Origin of the sequence: Sporofaciens musculi (genome assembly GCF_009830285.1) — a bacterium.
Taxonomy (GTDB): Bacteria; Bacillota; Clostridia; order Lachnospirales; family Lachnospiraceae; genus Sporofaciens; species Sporofaciens musculi.
In genome coordinates this window covers 3,908,652-3,926,054 of record NZ_WUQX01000001.1, presented here as the reverse complement: position 1 = coordinate 3,926,054, position 17,403 = coordinate 3,908,652, and the positions used below count along the sequence as shown (strand labels likewise).

Below are 17,403 nucleotides of genomic sequence, written 5' to 3'. Positions count from 1 at the left end.
TAATAGAACGGATGGATATAGATTTATGGCAAGAGATTCAATGGATAATATGATGGTTAAGAAAGATATCTGCTCATTTGATTATGACGAATTGGCAGAGGAGATTTGCAGTATTGGGGAGCAGTCATTTCGCAGCCGCCAGATTTACCAATGGCTTCATGTAAAATTGGCCGCTGATTTTGAAGAAATGACGAATCTTTCTAAGGCTTTAAGGGAAAAATTATCAAAAGCGTATGTAATTCCCAAGGTAGAGCTAATAGAGCGTCAGATATCGAAGGCTGACTCCACGGAGAAATTCCTGTTCGGACTTTTAGACGGCAATATGATTGAGAGTGTACTGATGCGTCATCCTTATGGCAATTCTGTATGCGTGTCATCCCAGGCAGGATGCCGGATGGGGTGTCGTTTCTGTGCCTCCGCTATCGGTGGGCTTAAGCGCGGTCTTGCTCCCTCAGAGATGTTAAGGCAGATCTATCAGATTCAGAGAGTAACGAAAGAACGGGTTTCTCATGTAGTTGTGATGGGAACCGGAGAACCTCTTGATAATTATGAGAACTTCGTCAGATTTATCCGAATGATAAGCGATGAACACGGCTTACATATCAGCCAGAGGAACATCACAGCATCCACTTGCGGAATTGTCCCCAATATGCACAAGCTGGCATTAGAAGGGCTTCAGATTACGCTGGCCTTATCCCTCCATGGCTCTAACCAAGAGAAGCGAAGGAAGCTGATGCCAGTGGCAGAAAAGTATGACCTTGAGGAAGTGCTTGGAGCCTGTGACGATTACTTTGACAAAACGGGACGAAGGGTGACCTTTGAGTACAGTCTGATTGAGGGTGTGAACGACCAACCGGAGGATATAAGGGAGCTTTCGGCAATCTTGAAGCCAAGAAACTGCCATCTGAATCTGATTCCTGTGAATCCGGTTACAGAGAGGGAATATAGAAAGCCAAACAGTAAAAATGCTTCTGTTTTTAAAAATAAACTTGAAAAAAGTGGAATTAATGTTACTATAAGAAGGGAAAGAGGCTCAGATATAGACGGAGCCTGCGGTCAGCTTCGGAGACGTTATGCGGCCGCGGACGGGAGAACCAGATGAAGATATTTGCAATGACTGATGTAGGGAGAAAACGTGAAGTCAATCAAGACTATGTATATGTGACGGACAAGCCCATTGGGCCGTTTCCGAATCTTCTTGCGGTAGCCGACGGTATGGGCGGTCACAAGGCAGGAGATTTTGCGTCAAAATATACGGTGGGCGTATTGAGGGAGGAATTGGAGAGTACCCCTCTTAATAAGCCGGAAGAGATTCTGCGTAATGTAGTCAGCATTGCAAATGATAAATTAATCGAAGTCGCATCTGCGGATATCAAACTGGAAGGAATGGGAACTACCTTGGTAGTGGCAACGGTTGTTGGCAATACCTTGTATTTTGCCAATGTGGGAGACAGCCGGCTATACTTAATTAATGATAAGATTCGTCAGATATCCAAAGACCATTCTCTGGTGGAGGAGATGGTAAGGCTTGGAGGCATCAAGGCGGAGGAAGCCAGAAACCATCCTGACAAGAACATCATTACAAGGGCAATCGGAGTAAAGGAAGGCGTGGAGGCAGACATCTACGAATTTCGACTGAAGAAGGGCGACATCATTCTGATGTGTACAGATGGCTTGAGTAATATGGTGGAGGATGAGGATATGTTTGATATCGTGCGTGGCTCCAGGGATGTGGTGGAGGCTGTGCAGATGTTGATTGAGAAGGCAAACAGCAATGGCGGGAGAGATAACATAGGGGTTGTTATAGCAGAGCCACTTGCAGACGAGGTGAGTGTATGAGTGTGAAAGACGGTATTATTCTTGGAAAGCGATATGAGGTGCTCAGTAAGGTGGGAGCAGGCGGGATGGCAGACGTGTACAAGGGTCGGGACCGCATGCTGAACCGTTACGTGGCCATCAAGGTTTTGAAGAAGGAATACAAAGAAGATGAGAATTTTGTGCGTAAGTTCCGCTCGGAAGCCCAGGCGGCGGCAGGCTTGATTCATCCAAACATTGTCAATGTATACGACGTCGGTGAGGATCGGGGACTGTACTATATGGTCATGGAGCTGGTGGAGGGGATTACGCTTAAGGAATATATAGAGAAAAAGGGCAGACTGTCCCATAAAGAGGTAATCAGCATTGCAATCCAGATGTGTACAGGGGTTGGAATCGCCCATGCTTCAGACATTATTCACAGGGATATTAAGCCCCAGAATATTATTATTTCCAAAGACGGCAAGGTGAAGGTGACGGACTTTGGGATTGCAAAGGCGACTACGTCCAATACAGTGAGCTCCAATGCCATGGGGTCTGTTCACTATACATCCCCTGAGCAGGCGAGAGGCGGCTTCAGTGACCAGAGGAGTGATATTTATTCTGTGGGTATCACACTGTATGAGATGGTGACCGGACAGGTACCCTTTGACGGAGAATCTACGGTTTCGGTGGCAATCAAGCATCTCCAGGAGGAGATTACGCCGCCCTCAGAGTTAGTACCGGATATCCCCTACAGTCTGGAACGGATTATTTTAAAATGTACCCAGAAGAACAGCGAGAGGAGATATCGGAACACGGATGAACTGATTCAGGATTTAAAGCGTTCCCTGGTTGATCCGGACGGGAATTTTGTCGTAATACCGCCCCTTCACGGCATGAATACTATGATCATTACCGGTGATGAGTTGGATGATATCCGAAGCTATGACGATGAGGATGATTATGACGACTATGGCGGGAGTGATTATGACAGTGACGATGGGTATGACGACCGCGATGACTACGACGTCCATGGTTATGATGACGACGAGTACGGAGAGGATCATGACTATGATGACGACGATGAAGATGAAGATAGTGACTATGACTATGATTTCGATGATGATGATTACGATTCACGCGGAAGGAGGAGAGACTCTGACGATGTGAATCCACGTATGAATAAGGTCATGAAGATTCTCACTATTGTGGTTGCTGTCATCATTGTGTTTATATTGATTTTTGTGATTGGAAAGGCTGCGGGAGTGTTCAAATTCACGCCGAGCATTAAGACTGAGAAGAAGGAAGAAGAACAGGTTAAGGTTCCAAATGTAGTTGGAAAGACGGAGGAGGAAGCGAAGAAGGAGCTGAATGCTCTTAAGCTTGGATTTAGGGTTACTGCCCGTAAGGAATCCGATAAATACGAAGAAGGAACGGTTTCAGAGCAGAAGACTGAGGCAGGAAAGAAGGTTGACAAGAATACCACCATTCTGGTGGTGGTAAGCTCCGGTTTGGTGGGCAACGAGATCGAGGTACCGGATGTCAAGGGTCACAATGAGAGCGAAGCACATAATATGCTGACTCAGGCAGGCTTTAAAAAGATATCATCTGAGTTTGCGTTCAGCGACACCGTGGCAGAGGGGGATGTTATCGAGACGACTCCTGCCGCACATGCAAAAGCAACGGAGGATACGCAGATTGTAATGAAGGTCAGCAAGGGTGCGGAGAAGAAGACGGTTCCTAATGTCATCGGACAGGCAGATGCAGATGCGCAGAATGCTATTCTGGCGGCGGGGCTTAACGTAGGCACCGTGACCTATGATTATCATGACAGCGTACCGGAAGGACAGGTTGTATCCCAGAGTATTGATGGAGGCAAGAAGGTATCAGCAGGTACTTCTGTGGGGCTGGTGGTAAGCCAGGGACCAAAACCGCCTGAAAAGGTGGGCGTGCCGCCTGTAACTAATACTTCTCTGGATAATGCGAAGCAGCTTCTAAGCAGCGCGGGCCTTCGGACGGGTAACGTAAGTTATCAGAATCATGATTCGATACCGTCAGGAAGTGTTATAAGCTGTAGCCCTGGCGTGGGAAGCAGCGTGGAGGAAGGAACGGCTGTCGATATGGTAGTGAGCCGAGGACCAAACCAGCAGCCTACAACTCCTGAGCCGGACGACGATGACGCTACATCTTGGGAGTAGAGGAAGCTTATGCAGGGGAAGATTGTGAAAGGAATTGCCGGATTCTACTACGTACATGTAGTAGAATCCGGTGTTTATGAATGTAAGGCAAAAGGAATATTTCGTAAAGAGAAGGTTAAACCTCTGGTTGGAGACAATGTAGAGATTGAAGTGTTAAAGGAGGCAGAAAAGCAGGGGAATATTATCCATATATTTCCGAGAGAGAATGAGCTGGTACGTCCGGCAGTTGCCAATATTGACCAGGCATTGGTGCTATTTGCCGTACTTCGTCCGACTCCCCATTATAACTTGCTGGATCGTTTTCTGGTGATGATGGAGAGAAAAGGGATTCCAGTGGTCTTGTGTTTTAATAAAGCAGACATTGCGAAAGAAGAACAGATTAAAGAACTTCAGGCAATATATGAAAAGTGTGGTTATCCTCTGGTATTTACAAGTGCTCTGGAAGGGAAGAATATAGACTATGTCAGAACGATTTTAGAAGGAAAGACTACGGCCATAGCCGGTCCTTCCGGTGTAGGGAAGTCTTCGCTAATTAATGTGCTTACGCCGACGGCGAATATGGAGACTGGCTCCATCAGTCGGAAGATTGAGAGGGGCAAGCATACAACCAGACACTCGGAGTTATTTCCCATAGACAAAGCTTCCTATATTATGGATACGCCGGGATTTAGCTCGCTGTATGTCAATGATTTTGAGAAGGAAGAGCTTAAGAAGTATTTTCCGGAATTCATCGAATATGAGGGAACATGCCGTTTTCAGGGATGCGACCATGTGCATGAACCTGGATGTATGGTGAAAGAGGCGGTGGAGGATGGAAGAATCCATTCCATTCGGTATCGGAGTTATATAGAGATGTACAAAGAGTTGAAGAATAGAAGGAGGTATTGAATATGGACTACATATTGGCACCGTCAATTTTGGCGGCAGACTTCAAGGAGCTGGGCAGGGAGATCAAAAAGACAGAGCAGCATGGTGCTGCATATCTTCATTTTGATGTGATGGATGGAATGTTCGTGCCGAGCATTTCCTTTGGTATGCCGGTGCTTGCGTCCATTCAGGGTTTGACTGGACAGGTGATGGATGTACACTTGATGGTGCAAGAGCCGATCCGGTATATTGAAGATTTCAAAAAAGCCGGCGCCGATTTGGTGACGATTCATCTTGAGGCATGTGAGGATGTGAAGGCCACCATAGAGAAGATACATTCCTGTGGGTTGAAGACAGGACTGTCCATCTGTCCGGAGACGGAAGCTTTGGCGGTAGAGCCTTATCTGAAGGATGTGGATATGATACTGGTTATGGGTGTTCATCCGGGATTTGGCGGACAGAAGTTTATTCCGGAATCACTGGATAAGATTAGAAGTATCCGTCAGATGATAGAGGAACAGGGACTTTCAGTGGATATTGAGGTGGACGGTGGAATCTATCTTACCAATGTCCGTCAGGTGCTTGACGCGGGAGCCAATGTTATTGTAGCGGGGTCTGCTGTATTCGGAGGAGATCCAGAGAAGAACACGAGTGATTTTATGGAGATATTGAGAGAATATGAGTAAGAGAAGTATCATAATCAGCGGTGGAGAGCTTGACGAGGCGTTGACACTGTCAGTCCTGAATGATAAGGAGGACAGATGTGTAATCGGGGTAGACAGAGGGGTAGAGTTCCTGTATTATCATCAGATTATGCCGGATTATATCGTAGGTGATTTTGACAGCACGAAGGAGGAGATTCGAGATTATTATAAGAATGAAACGAATGTTCCTGTGCGGGAGTATAATCCGGTTAAGGACGCCTCTGATACGGAGATTGCAATCAGGCTCGCCATGACGTTAGGGAGCCGTGAGATGTTAATCCTTGGCGCTACCGGAGGCAGGGTTGACCATCTCTGGGCCAATGTCCAGAGTCTTATGATTCCTTTTAAGGCAGGGATAGACGCGAAGATTCTTGACAGTCAGAATATGATTACCATTATAGGGGACGGGGAAACTTATATCCGGAGAGATGAGGCCTTTGGAACGTATTTTTCCGTATTTCCCTTTGGAGAAGATGTGTTTGGCTTCAATATCAGCGGCGCAAAATATCCCCTTAAAAACCATACGCTGACGCCGTATAATAGTCTGTGTGTGAGCAACCAGATTGCAGAGGACTCGGATGAGGCTGTAATCAGCTTCATGTCGGGAAAGGTGATTTTGATGGAGACACGGGATAAGGAAGAATAGAGAAGATAAGATTATATAGGAGAGTATTGAAAAATGAAACTAGGGATTGTGGGATTACCCAATGTAGGAAAAAGTACGCTGTTCAATTCGCTGACTAAGGCGGGTGCAGAGTCGGCCAATTATCCGTTCTGTACCATTGACCCTAACGTGGGAGTGGTCACTGTGCCGGACGAGAGGCTTGGGGTGCTGGGCGAGATGTATCACACAAAGAAGATTATTCCGGCTGCTATTGAATTTGTAGATATCGCAGGGTTGGTGAAGGGTGCTTCCAAGGGTGAGGGACTTGGGAACCAATTTTTGGCCAATATTCGAGAGGTGGATGCCATTGTCCATGTAGTCAGATGTTTTGAGGACAGCAATATTGTCCATGTGGACGGAAGTATCAATCCACTCCGCGACATCGAGACCATTAACCTGGAGTTGATTTTTTCCGATTTGGAGATACTTGAGCGAAGGATATCCAAGACGGTAAAGATGGCCAGGAATGACAAGGGGGCAGCCAAGGAGTTAGCGCTGTTAGAGAAGATTAAGGCGCATCTGGAGGAAGGAAAGCTTGCAAAAACATTTGCCGGCGTAGACGATGAGGAAGAAACGGCATGGCTTTCGGGCTATAATCTTTTGACCTATAAGCCTGTGATTTACGCTGCAAATGTGACAGAGGATGACTTGGCAGATGACGGCGCTTCTAATGGAGGTGTACAGGCTGTCCGTGAATATGCAAAAGAGGAGCTAAGTGAGGTTTTTGTGGTCTGCGCACAGATTGAGCAGGAGATTGCAGAGCTTGAGGACGATGAAAAGAAGATGTTTCTGGAGGACCTTGGCCTATCCGAGTCAGGACTTGAGAAGCTGATTAAGGCAAGCTATCGTCTGCTGGGGCTGATTAGTTACCTGACAGCGGGAGAACCAGAGGTACGTGCATGGACTATAACAGAAGGAACCAAAGCCCCTCAGGCGGCGGGAAAGATTCATTCTGATTTTGAGAGGGGCTTTATCCGTGCAGAGGTGGTATCCTATGACGACTTGAGGGAGTGTGGAAGCCACAGCGCAGCGAAAGAGAAGGGGCTTATCAGGCTGGAAGGAAAGGACTACGTTGTGAAGGACGGGGACATTATGCTGTTTAGGTTTAATGTATAGGAAGGAAGACTGGAAACATGCACAGAACTATAGATTTTCCAAATATCGGAATTCATCTGAAATCGGTTGGCGACCATATAACGGTATTTGGGTTTGACATTGCCTATTACGGTATGATTATTGGACTCGGAATCTTGGTGGGGATTCTGATTGCAGCATTGGAGGCAAAGCGGACAAAGCAGAATCCGGAGGATTACTATGACCTGGCAATTTATGCTGTAATATTTGCGATTATCGGGGCGAGGATTTATTATGTAATCTTTTCCTGGGATATGTATAAGGATCATCTGCTTAGTATTTTTAATATTCGCCAGGGCGGGCTTGCAATCTACGGAGGAGTGATTGCAGCAGTCATAACTGTATTCGTATTCGCCAATAAAAAGCATCTGTCCGCGCCGCTGCTTCTGGATACAGCGGTGCTGGGACTGGTGGCAGGCCAGATGATTGGACGGTGGGGGAATTTCTTCAACCGCGAAGCATTCGGGGAATATACGGACGGACTTCTTGCCATGCGGCTGCCTGTGGACGCGGTTCGGGGCTCAGACATTACTGAGCTTATGCGTAAGCATATGGAGACAGAGGACGGGGTATCCTATATTCAGGCACATCCTACATTTCTCTATGAGTCCTTGTGGTGTCTGCTGATTCTGATTCTTCTGCTTTTGTACCGCAAGCATAAGAAATTCAACGGCGAGATATTTCTGATTTATTTGGCAGGGTACGGCTTCGGGCGTTTCTGGATTGAAAGGCTTCGTACGGACCAGCTTCTGCTTCCTGGGATTGGGCTTCCGGTATCGCAGCTTTTAGCAGGAGTGTTGGTGGCGGCATCGGTGCTTCTCATTTTGTATCACTGGCATAAGGAAAGATATTTTGACTAAGTCTTTGTATATTACAAAAATTTCAAGCTTTAAAAATATACGTAAGAGGGACTGTCAGGTGTATTTTGATGTAAACATGAATGTACACCTGACAGTCCCTCTTACGTATATTTTTTTGCAAATTACAAATAACTAAGGTACCCTCAATGTATTTCAAGTAAGTACGTTGAGGGTACTTTCATAGATGGAAAGAAGTAACTTATAATTGTGCAATATTACCAAAAAATCCTATAAAATCAACCTAAAGAAATGGTCTGTTTTGAAAATTTTGAAAGAAGTTTCAAAACATTCCGAAACTATTGAAAATAAAATCAACTGTGGGTATACTGAGTGGCAGAAACAAGGAAACACACAGGAAAGGAGAAAAGTATGGAGGAATGTATAGAACAACTAAAAGGAAAGCTGGTGGTATCATGCCAGGCATTGCCAGAAGAGCCTCTTCACTCATCTTTTATCATGGGAAGGATGGCGCTGGCGGCGAAGCAGGGCGGGGCAGCAGGAATACGGGCAAACACCAAGGAGGATATTCGTGAAATACAATCACAGACGACCCTCCCTATCATCGGGATTGTTAAGCGTGATTACGAGGACAGCGGCATATACATCACCCCCACGATGAAGGAAATTCACGAGTTAATGGAAGTAGAGCCTGAGATTATCGCCATGGATGCCACCAAAGGCTTGAGACCTGGAAAGCTCACACTTGACGAATTTTTCGGGCAGGTGAAGGAACGGTATCCGAACCAGCTTTTGATGGCAGATTGTTCCACCATTGAGGAGGCGGTTCATGCGGACGAGCTTGGATTTGACTTTATCGGGACAACAATGGTCGGGTATACCGAACAGAGCAGAGGGGATCGTATTGAGGCAAATGATTTTGAGATTATCAGAAAGATACTGGCGCAGGTAAAACATCGGGTGATCGCAGAAGGCAATATTGATACGCCGGCAAAAGCAAAACGGGTTATTGAGCTTGGGGCATTCTGTGTGGTAGTAGGCTCCATCATTACAAGACCGCAGCTAATCACAAAAGCATTTGTAGAAGGTATGGCAAAATAAGGCTCAAAAAGAAAGAAAAGGAGAAGAAGCAATGAGAGATTTAACTAAGTATAAAGGAGTAATCCCCGCATTTTATGCATGTTATGACAAGGAGGGCAATATTAGTCCCAAGGGAGTGCAGGCTTTGACCAAATATTTTGTAGAACAAGGAGTGAAGGGACTTTATGTAAACGGTTCCTCCGGAGAATGTATCTATCAGAGCGTGGAGGACCGGAAGCTTGTTCTTCAAAATGTCATGGAAGCGGCAGAAGGAAAGCTGACAATCATTGCACATGTGGCATGTAACAATACTAAGGACAGTATGGAGCTTGCCAGACATGCCCAAAGCCTGGGAGTGGATGCGATCGCTGCTATTCCGCCAATCTATTTCCGGCTGCCGGAGTATGGGATTGCGAAATACTGGAACGACATAAGTTTAGCTGCGCCGGATACAGATTTTGTAATCTACAACATTCCTCAGCTTGCGGGCGTAGCCCTGACCATGGGCTTGTTCGAGGAAATGCGCAAGAATCCAAAAGTCATCGGCGTAAAGAATTCCTCCATGCCAGTGCAGGATATTCAGATGTTTAAACAGGCGGCAGGCGATGATTACATTATATTTAACGGACCGGACGAGCAGTTTATCAGCGGTCTTGCGATTGGGGCAGAGGGAGGTATCGGCGGAACCTATGGAGCAATGCCCAAGCTGTTCCTTAAGCTTGAGGAATATGTGAAGTCAAACAAGATGACAGAGGCAAGAAAACTCCAATATGATGTTAATGAGATTATCTATAAAATGTGTTCAGCACATGGAAATATGTACGGGGTCATCAAAGAAGTCTTAAAGATGAATGAAGGTCTTGAGCTCGGAGGAGTAAGAGAACCGCTGCCGTCGCTGGTTAAGAGTGACATGGAAATTGTGAAAGAAGCTGCACAGATGATTCGTGATACAAAGGAGAAGTATCAAGTCTGAAAAAGTTGGATGGAGGATAAAAAATGCAAGGATTTACAGTAATAGATCTGGTTATATTAATCGTATATCTGGCAGCAGTATTATTTGCCGGACTTCATTTTGCAAAGAAGGATATGAAAGGGAAGGAATATTTTAAAGGCGACGGAACTGTGCCTTGGTGGGTGACCTCCGTATCCATATTTGCCACCCTGCTTAGCCCAATTTCCTTTTTATCTCTTGCGGGAAATTCCTATGCGGGAACCTGGATTATGTGGTTTGCACAGCTCGGTATGCTGCTTGCCATTCCGCTGACCATTAAATTTTTCCTGCCAATCTACAGCAAGCTTGATATTGATACAGCATATCATTATCTTGAGCTTAGATTCGGGAGTAAAGGGCTTCGAGTTCTGGGCGCTGTGATGTTCATTGTGTACCAGGTAGGGCGCATGTCTATCATCATGTATCTTCCCTGTATGGTATTAGGAAGCTTGACAGGAATCAGCGTAAACATATTGATTATTATCATGGGAGTGATTGCGATTATCTACTCGTACACAGGGGGATTAAAATCTGTACTCTGGACTGACTTTATTCAAGGCTCTGTGCTGCTGATTGGCGTCACCTTCTCACTGGTATTCCTTCTGGCACATATTGACGGAGGAATCGGAGCGGTATTCTCTGCATTTACGACGGAGCATAAATTCCTTGCCACAGATCAGCCGATTTTTAACATTAACATTTTCAAAGACAGCGTGTTTATTTTAATTGTGGGCGCTGGTTTTAATACGATGGGCTCTTATGTGTCAAGTCAGGATATTGTGCAGCGTTTTACGACGACGACGGATACAAAGAAATTAAATAAGATGATGCTGACAAACGGAGCGCTGTCCATTTTTATTGCAACCGTGTTTTACCTGATTGGAACAGGGCTGTATGTATTCTACCAGCAGAACGCACTTCCGCCGGCAGCGGCTCAGGACCAGATTTTCGCATCCTACATTGCCTTTGAGTTGCCTGTAGGTATCACAGGACTGCTTTTGGCGGCGATTTATGCGGCGTCTCAGTCTACGCTCTCAACAGGTCTTAACTCTGTTGCTGCAAGCTGGACGCTTGATATTCAGGCCCGTTTGACGAAGAAGGAGTTAAGCTTTGAGACACAGACGAAGATTGGTCAGTATGTGTCCCTGATTGTGGGAATTTTTTCTATCGCGGTAGCCATGGTGCTTGCAAATGGCGGCGTTAAATCTGCATACGAGTGGTTTAACGGATTTATGGGACTGGTGCTTGGAATCTTAATCGGAACCTTTATTTTGGGGGCGTTTACAAAGGTGGCTAATACGTTTGGGGCAACGTTGGCATTTATCGCGGCGTCTCTGGTTATGGTGGGGATTAAGTATTTTGTTCCGGCGCAGGCGGTGTCCATTTGGTCTTACTCACTGATTTCTATTGCAGTATCATTGGCAGTGGGGATACCGGCAAGTATTATTTACAGGAAAGCAAAGGGGGACGCTTCCGTACCGGCTCCTTATACGACGATCTATAAAAATTAGGTCACAGGCAGGACATAAGGGAATACATGTCCTGCCGTGAAGAAGGAATTTAACCCAGGAAATATATTAATGCAAGAAGGAGTAAAAGAGTATGATATTCGGCAATATTCAGAACCTTAAGGAATATTTTTTTCTGGAGGACGGAGTATTTGAGTGCTTCCGTTATGCCAAGGAGAATGATTTAAGTAAATATGAAAAGGGCAGCCATGAGATAGACGGAAAACGTCTGTTTGTCAACATAGTGGAGTATGAGACTGTTGAGGCAGAGAAACGTTTCTGGGAGGCTCACAAGGATTACCTGGATATTCATTTGATGCTGGACGGCGCAGAGCAGATTGATTTGAATTTCATTCAGAATATGGATGTAAAGGATTACGTGCCGGAGGAGGATTTTCTGCCGATGGAGGGAGGAAAAAATGGTTCTGTGGTACTGGGGAAAGGGGATTTTCTAATCTGTTATCCCAGTGACGCTCACCGTACGGCGGTGGCAGTGGACGGTTCAGAGAAGATTAAAAAGGCCATTTTCAAGCTGCAGATATAATTTTTGTACGGATTGCGGAAATGGCAGGAATATATTATAATAGAAAGGTACAGATATGAAAAGATATGTAAGCATAGATATAGGCGGGACGGCGATCAAATACGGGGTTTTGGACGGAAACGGGGAGCTGGTATGTCGAAAAGAAATGCGCACAGAGAGCTATAAGGGCGGCATGTCCATTCTGGCGAAAGCAGTGGGGATCGTGGAGCGGTATTGCGAGACCGAGGCTGTGGACGGCATCTGTATCTCTACGGCAGGAATGGTGGATACAAATAAGGGGGAGATTTTTCATGCGGCTCCTCTAATCCCCAGGTATGCCGGAATCAAGTTTAAGGAGACTATGGAGAACCGGTTTCATATTCCCTGTGAGGTGGAGAATGACGTCAACTGCGCAGGGCTTGCTGAAGCTGTATCCGGTGCGTCGAAGGGGAGCACCTCCTCTCTCATGCTGACTGTGGGGACAGGCATTGGAGGCTGCGCGATTATAGACGGCAAGGTGTTTCGCGGTTTCAGCAACAGCGCCTGCGAGGTAGGCTATATGCATATGGCAGGCAGCGATTTTCAGACACTAGGGGCGGCAAGCATCCTTTCAAGAAAGGTGGCAGAGTGGAAGAATGAGCCAACGGAAAAGTGGAATGGATACCGTATCTTTAACGACGCTTTAAAAGGGGATATCCTCTGTATACGGGCAATCGACGAGATGACTGACGTACTGGGGCAGGGAATTGCCAATATCTGCTATGTGCTAAATCCTGAGGTTGTGGTGCTTGGCGGGGGAATTATGTCACAGGAGGAATACCTGAAGGGCAGAGTAGAGAAGGCAGTGGAGAAGTACCTGATTCCCAGCATCGCATCCCGCACAAGGATTGCATTTGCGAAGCATAGGAACAATGCAGGGATGTTGGGGGCGTTCTATCATTTCATGCAGCGTCAGTCGCTTCAATAATTTTCTTAATCGGAAACAGAAAAAGGATGAAATACGATGGAGTACTATGTAAAATCTGTAGTGCCGATGATTGAATCGAATTATGATAATTTTACGCTGGTGGAGAGGACGATTGCGGATTTTTTCATACGGAACCGCAAACGATTGGATTTTTCCGCAAAAGCGATCTCTGAGCTTTTGTATGTTTCGGAGGCGTCTCTCTCCCGTTTTGCCAAGAAGTGCGGTTATCGGGGATATCGTGAATTCATGTACCAGTATGAAGAAACCTTTGTGGAGAAGCAGGAATCCATGACTGGCAATACGAGAATGGTTCTGAACGCATACCAGGAGTTGCTTAACAAGACCTACAATCTGGTGGATGAGACGCAGATTGCCCGAATTGGCAGATATCTGAATCAGTCGAATCGGGTTTTTGTGTGCGGAATCGGAAGCTCTGGCCTTACGGCAGAGGAGATGGAGTTTAGGTTTATGAGAATCGGCGTTGATATTGATTCAATAAAGGATGCGGACCTGATGCGTATGCAGGCTGTATTCCAGGATAGGGAAAGCCTGGTGTTTGGAATCAGTATCAGCGGCGAGAAGGAGGATGTACTGTATCTGCTCAATGAGGCTCACAAAAGAGGCGCAAAGACGGTACTCCTGACGGCAAAGAATAAAGGAGTTTTTGAGGAATTCTGTGATGAGATCGTCCTTTTGCCCTCCCTTCGCCACTTGAACCATGGAAATGTGATTTCTCCTCAGTTTCCGATTCTGGTGATGCTTGATATCATCTATTCTTACTATGTGGAACAGGATAAATTTGCAAAGGAAATCCTGCATGACAATACGCTGCGGGCATTGGAGGAAGGCAGCAAAAGACGCCGGCAGGTATTAGAGTAATTTAGGAGGTAAATCAATGATTATCAGAAATGTAAAGGTTTATACAGAGGATAAGAGATTCGTGGATGGTGAGATTGCCATTCAAGACGGGCGGATTGAGTCTGTAGGCCCATCGGCGGATTTGGTCACTGGGGATGATACGATACTTGACGGGGAGGGCTGTTATGCGCTTCCTGGTCTGATTGATATTCATTTCCATGGATGTAAAGGATATGATTTCTGCGACGGTACGCAAGAAGCCATCAGGAAGATTGCAGAATATGAGGCATCTATTGGCGTGACTGCCATTTCTCCTGCAACCATGACTCTTCCGGTCAATGAACTGGAGGAGATTCTTGCAGTTGCGGCCAATTACAGGAAAGAGGCCAAGAAAAAAGCAATAGGCACAGACGTGGCGGCAGACCTGGTAGGGGTGAATATGGAGGGGCCCTTTATCAGTGAGGAGAAGAAGGGAGCGCAGGATGAGAGGAACATTATTACCTGTGATTCGGATATCTGCCAGCGTTTTCTGGATGCTTCTGAAGGGCTTGTGAAATTCGTAGGAATTGCGCCGGAGCGCAACGAGGATGCATCCGAGTTTATCCGGAAGATGAAGGATCAGGTACACATTTCTCTGGCCCACACCAATGCGGATTACGATACGGCAATGGCGGCTTTTGACGCAGGGGCGGATCATGCGGTTCATTTGTATAATGCTATGCCTGCATTTACCCACAGAAAGCCGGGAGTCGTGGGAGCTGTGTCCGACAGCACCCATGTTAATGCAGAGATGATTTGTGACGGAATCCACATTCATCCTTCCGTGGTGAGGGCGACCTTTAAGATGCTTGGCGCCCACCGGATTGTCCTGATTAGCGACAGTATGCGGGCCACAGGGATGCCGGAGGGACAGTACACTTTAGGCGGCTTGGATGTTAATGTGGCGGACGGTCGGGCAACGCTTGTATCAAACGGCGCGCTGGCAGGTTCAGCCACTAACCTAATGGAATGTATGAAGACTGTGGTTCAGAAGATGGGAATTTCCCTTGAGACGGCAGTTGCCTGCGCGACTATGAATCCTGCAAAATGTCTGGGAATCTATGATGCGTACGGCTCCCTTACGCCAGGAAAGAAAGGGAATGTTGTGCTGCTTGATAAGGAGTTGAATTTGAAAGCGGTTGTGAAGGACGGGATGAGAATCCGGTAGTATATTGAACCCTTAATATTCGATATACCAGAGAATTTTCGTGTATGGAGGTTAAATAGATGGCAAGAGATGAAGGGGCATGTCTGGTATGCGGGAAACCGATTGTGTATTATGAGAAGGCCCAGAAGATGGAATGTGTCATGTGCCATGGAGAGTTTGAGAGTCATGCAAGCTGTGAGGACGGCCATTATATCTGTGATGACTGTCACGCCAGACGTGGGATAGAGGTTATTATGGAGGGATGCAGGGCAAGCGGAGAGAAGAATCCGCTTGCCATCATGCGGGAATTAATGGAAAATCCTTACATATATATGCACGGTCCTGAGCATCATGTTATGGTGGGGGCAGCGTTGCTTACGGCGTATAAGAACTGCAAGGGATATGATAACTGTGGCGGTCAGGAGGCATTTGAGGAGGCCTTAGAGGAGATGCGGGCGCGGGGAAGCGAATATCCGGGAGGCGCATGCGGGCTGTGGGGATGCTGCGGCGCAGCGGTCAGCGCCGGTATATTTATGAGTATTATTACCAAGGCAACGCCGCTTACGGGTAATTCTTGGCGGCTTTCTAATCAGATGACCTCCCGTGCCTTAGGTGCAGTTGCAGAATTGGGAGGCCCCAGATGCTGTAAGCGGGATTCCTTTACGGCGGCTAAGGAGGCAGTGATATTTGTGAAGGAAAAACTTGGGGTGGAGATGGAGCTTGATGAGAAGCTTGAGTGCGATTTTTCCAGTGAGAACCACCAGTGTTTGAAGAAGCATTGTCCATATTACAAATGAAAAAGACAGAGCCGGCAGGTTGTAATTTTGTCCTGCCAGCTCTGTCTTTCATTCTTTTTTATCCAATCAGAAAATCAATGATATCCCATCCGTCAGAATTCATTCGTTTGTACAATTCTGTAAAACCGCAGCGGGTGCAGGTAACAGTAGCGAACTTCTTATTCTGAATATCGAAAACCTTGGCAAAATTTCCGCCGGTTGCCTGAAACTGATCGCTTTCGTAGTGCATATTTCCACATTTGGGGCATACATATTGCTGTCTTTCCATAGTTTTTCTCCTTTTCCTGTTTTTGAAAATTGATAAGATTTCTTAATAAACTGTCGTTCCAAAAGGCATTAATGCCAGCTTGGCAAGTTTAAACTGCTGCAGACCAAAGGGGATACCGATAATTGTAATACAGAGCAGGACTCCGATTACCGCTGATTCCAGGGCGAGCCAGAAGCCAGAGACCAAAAGCCATACCAGATTCAGCAGGAAGGACCCTGCCCCGCCGCCGTAAGTGACTTCCTTTCCAAAGGGAAAGAAACACAGGCCGGCAAGTTTAAAGCACTGTACTCCTATGGGGATACCAATAATGGTGATACTCCAGAGGCAGCCTGCAAACGCCCAGCTAAGGCCGCTTAGAAAGCCTCCGAAAATAAACCATAGTAGATTGCCAAGACATCCCATAATATCATTCCTCCTTTCTTTTGTGTGCCACAGACTTATGTGAGTATAACGTTTGGGGCTGATGTCATATTTATATGTCGGCAATAATTAGCCGATGCAGTCATGAAATAATAAAAAAAGACTCTTACCATGACATCTGCCACGATAAAAGTCTTGCACTTCTCATTTGATACGGATACCTCTCGGTATCGGGTGACGCTTTCAAATACACCTGTTAAATGGTGTTCGGCTACTCCCCTTTATCTGCTAAAACTAATATACTACAAAGAGAGAGAAATGTCAATATAAATTTATCTTGACAAAATCCTTAAAATACGTTAGGCTTTTATGTAAGCAACAGATAAAGATTAGTCTGACGTTGGCAAGTATAGAGGAAAGGCTTTGAAAAGAAGAAGTAGTAATCCCATACACCCATACAGAAAGCCGCCGGTTGATGAGAGGCGCATGAAGGAATGGATTATGAATACATCTTTGAGCTGCACACCGAAAGATTACGTTTTGTTACAAGAGTGTAAGCGAGTAGGCTGTGACGGAAGGCACACGTTACTGTGCAGAGGTTGTGAATACGCAACCGAATGAGGCTGGCAATGAGAGTTGTCGGTGAAGCAAGGTGGTACCACGGAGATATAATATCCGTCCTT

Annotated in this window: 17 protein-coding genes, 1 pseudogene and 1 other annotated feature (1 of these 19 cut by a window edge); of the genes and pseudogenes, 16 read left to right on the top strand and 2 right to left on the bottom strand. The window is 46.2% G+C overall.

The window, feature by feature from the left end:
- Positions 1–52: 52 nt before the first annotated feature.
- The 16 genes and pseudogenes from rlmN (at position 53) to GN277_RS20005 (ending at position 16,092) form a co-directional block, all read left to right on the top strand.
- Positions 53–1,121 (top strand): annotated as a pseudogene (rlmN, locus tag GN277_RS20080) (23S rRNA (adenine(2503)-C(2))-methyltransferase RlmN).
- Complete coding sequence (locus GN277_RS20075; RefSeq protein ID WP_159752973.1) at positions 1,099–1,839, top strand: Stp1/IreP family PP2C-type Ser/Thr phosphatase; 741 nt, start codon at positions 1,099–1,101, stop codon at positions 1,837–1,839. The pseudogene rlmN and the gene GN277_RS20075 overlap by 23 nt, the downstream one beginning before the upstream one ends.
- Positions 1,836–3,995: a Stk1 family PASTA domain-containing Ser/Thr kinase gene (gene pknB / locus GN277_RS20070; RefSeq protein WP_159752971.1), complete on the top strand. Its 2,160-nt coding sequence runs from the start codon at positions 1,836–1,838 to the stop codon at positions 3,993–3,995. The genes GN277_RS20075 and pknB overlap by 4 nt, the downstream gene beginning before the upstream one ends.
- 9 nt (positions 3,996–4,004) lie before the next feature.
- Positions 4,005–4,883 carry a ribosome small subunit-dependent GTPase A gene (gene rsgA / locus GN277_RS20065; protein WP_159752969.1) on the top strand — a complete coding sequence of 293 codons (879 nt, stop codon included), beginning with the start codon at positions 4,005–4,007 and terminating at the stop codon, positions 4,881–4,883.
- Between the two features lie 2 nt (positions 4,884–4,885).
- Positions 4,886–5,548, top strand: a complete 663-nt coding sequence (gene rpe / locus GN277_RS20060) for a ribulose-phosphate 3-epimerase (RefSeq protein WP_159752967.1) — start codon at positions 4,886–4,888, stop codon at positions 5,546–5,548.
- Positions 5,541–6,212, top strand: a complete 672-nt coding sequence (locus tag GN277_RS20055; RefSeq protein WP_159752965.1) for a thiamine diphosphokinase — start codon at positions 5,541–5,543, stop codon at positions 6,210–6,212. Before rpe ends, GN277_RS20055 begins: the two co-directional genes overlap by 8 nt.
- Positions 6,213–6,245: 33 nt before the next feature.
- Entirely contained in the window at positions 6,246–7,346 is a 1,101-nt protein-coding gene (ychF, locus tag GN277_RS20050) for a redox-regulated ATPase YchF (RefSeq protein ID WP_159752963.1), read from the top strand.
- A 17-nt stretch (positions 7,347–7,363) separates the two neighbouring features.
- Positions 7,364–8,224, top strand: a complete 861-nt coding sequence (gene lgt / locus GN277_RS20045; RefSeq protein WP_159752961.1) for a prolipoprotein diacylglyceryl transferase — start codon at positions 7,364–7,366, stop codon at positions 8,222–8,224.
- 369 nt (positions 8,225–8,593) lie between these two features.
- On the top strand, positions 8,594–9,283 hold the full coding sequence (locus GN277_RS20040) for an N-acetylmannosamine-6-phosphate 2-epimerase (protein WP_159752959.1): 690 nt from the start codon (positions 8,594–8,596) through the stop codon (positions 9,281–9,283).
- Positions 9,284–9,314: 31 nt separating this feature from the next.
- Positions 9,315–10,235 (top strand): dihydrodipicolinate synthase family protein, encoded by a 921-nt coding sequence (locus GN277_RS20035; protein ID WP_159752957.1) that lies wholly within the window; start codon positions 9,315–9,317, stop codon positions 10,233–10,235.
- Between the two features lie 23 nt (positions 10,236–10,258).
- Positions 10,259–11,764 (top strand): sodium:solute symporter, encoded by a 1,506-nt coding sequence (locus GN277_RS20030; RefSeq protein ID WP_159752955.1) that lies wholly within the window; start codon positions 10,259–10,261, stop codon positions 11,762–11,764.
- Between the two features lie 91 nt (positions 11,765–11,855).
- Entirely contained in the window at positions 11,856–12,305 is a 450-nt protein-coding gene (locus GN277_RS20025) for a YhcH/YjgK/YiaL family protein (RefSeq protein ID WP_159752953.1), read from the top strand.
- A gap of 55 nt (positions 12,306–12,360) precedes the next feature.
- Entirely contained in the window at positions 12,361–13,251 is an 891-nt protein-coding gene (locus GN277_RS20020) for an ROK family protein (RefSeq protein ID WP_159752951.1), read from the top strand.
- A 36-nt stretch (positions 13,252–13,287) separates the two neighbouring features.
- On the top strand, positions 13,288–14,130 hold the full coding sequence (locus tag GN277_RS20015) for a MurR/RpiR family transcriptional regulator (protein ID WP_159752949.1): 843 nt from the start codon (positions 13,288–13,290) through the stop codon (positions 14,128–14,130).
- 16 nt (positions 14,131–14,146) lie between these two features.
- Positions 14,147–15,316 carry an N-acetylglucosamine-6-phosphate deacetylase gene (nagA, locus tag GN277_RS20010; RefSeq protein ID WP_159752947.1) on the top strand — a complete coding sequence of 390 codons (1,170 nt, stop codon included), beginning with the start codon at positions 14,147–14,149 and terminating at the stop codon, positions 15,314–15,316.
- 59 nt (positions 15,317–15,375) lie between these two features.
- Positions 15,376–16,092, top strand: coding sequence for a DUF5714 domain-containing protein (locus GN277_RS20005; RefSeq protein ID WP_159752945.1), 717 nt, complete (start codon positions 15,376–15,378; stop codon positions 16,090–16,092).
- A 58-nt stretch (positions 16,093–16,150) separates the two neighbouring features.
- Here GN277_RS20005 and GN277_RS20000 read toward each other — a convergent pair whose 3' ends face one another.
- Positions 16,151–16,360, bottom strand: coding sequence for a zinc ribbon domain-containing protein (locus GN277_RS20000; RefSeq protein ID WP_159752943.1), 210 nt, complete (start codon positions 16,358–16,360; stop codon positions 16,151–16,153).
- Between the two features lie 42 nt (positions 16,361–16,402).
- Positions 16,403–16,762: a YccF domain-containing protein gene (locus GN277_RS19995; RefSeq protein ID WP_159752941.1), complete on the bottom strand. Its 360-nt coding sequence runs from the start codon at positions 16,760–16,762 to the stop codon at positions 16,403–16,405.
- Positions 16,763–17,134: 372 nt separating this feature from the next.
- Positions 17,135–17,403 (top strand) — a binding site (T-box leader); it runs 3 nt beyond the window's last position.

Excerpts from the sequence above, each read along its gene's own strand:
- GN277_RS20020 (WP_159752951.1), top strand. The coding sequence starts at position 12,361 with ATGAAAAGATATGTAAGCATAGATATAGGCGGGACGGCGATCAAATAC.
- GN277_RS20035 (WP_159752957.1), top strand. The coding sequence starts at position 9,315 with ATGAGAGATTTAACTAAGTATAAAGGAGTAATCCCCGCATTTTATGCA.
- GN277_RS20055 (WP_159752965.1), top strand. The coding sequence starts at position 5,541 with ATGAGTAAGAGAAGTATCATAATCAGCGGTGGAGAGCTTGACGAGGCG.
- GN277_RS20000 (WP_159752943.1), bottom strand. The coding sequence starts at position 16,360 with ATGGAAAGACAGCAATATGTATGCCCCAAATGTGGAAATATGCACTAC.
- GN277_RS20030 (WP_159752955.1), top strand. The coding sequence starts at position 10,259 with ATGCAAGGATTTACAGTAATAGATCTGGTTATATTAATCGTATATCTG.
- lgt (WP_159752961.1), top strand. The coding sequence starts at position 7,364 with ATGCACAGAACTATAGATTTTCCAAATATCGGAATTCATCTGAAATCG.
- ychF (WP_159752963.1), top strand. The coding sequence starts at position 6,246 with ATGAAACTAGGGATTGTGGGATTACCCAATGTAGGAAAAAGTACGCTG.
- nagA (WP_159752947.1), top strand. The coding sequence starts at position 14,147 with ATGATTATCAGAAATGTAAAGGTTTATACAGAGGATAAGAGATTCGTG.
- GN277_RS20015 (WP_159752949.1), top strand. The coding sequence starts at position 13,288 with ATGGAGTACTATGTAAAATCTGTAGTGCCGATGATTGAATCGAATTAT.
- GN277_RS19995 (WP_159752941.1), bottom strand. The coding sequence starts at position 16,762 with ATGGGATGTCTTGGCAATCTACTATGGTTTATTTTCGGAGGCTTTCTA.
- pknB (WP_159752971.1), top strand. The coding sequence starts at position 1,836 with ATGAGTGTGAAAGACGGTATTATTCTTGGAAAGCGATATGAGGTGCTC.
- GN277_RS20005 (WP_159752945.1), top strand. The coding sequence starts at position 15,376 with ATGGCAAGAGATGAAGGGGCATGTCTGGTATGCGGGAAACCGATTGTG.
- GN277_RS20040 (WP_159752959.1), top strand. The coding sequence starts at position 8,594 with ATGGAGGAATGTATAGAACAACTAAAAGGAAAGCTGGTGGTATCATGC.
- rpe (WP_159752967.1), top strand. The coding sequence starts at position 4,886 with ATGGACTACATATTGGCACCGTCAATTTTGGCGGCAGACTTCAAGGAG.
- GN277_RS20075 (WP_159752973.1), top strand. The coding sequence starts at position 1,099 with ATGAAGATATTTGCAATGACTGATGTAGGGAGAAAACGTGAAGTCAAT.
- rsgA (WP_159752969.1), top strand. The coding sequence starts at position 4,005 with ATGCAGGGGAAGATTGTGAAAGGAATTGCCGGATTCTACTACGTACAT.
- GN277_RS20025 (WP_159752953.1), top strand. The coding sequence starts at position 11,856 with ATGATATTCGGCAATATTCAGAACCTTAAGGAATATTTTTTTCTGGAG.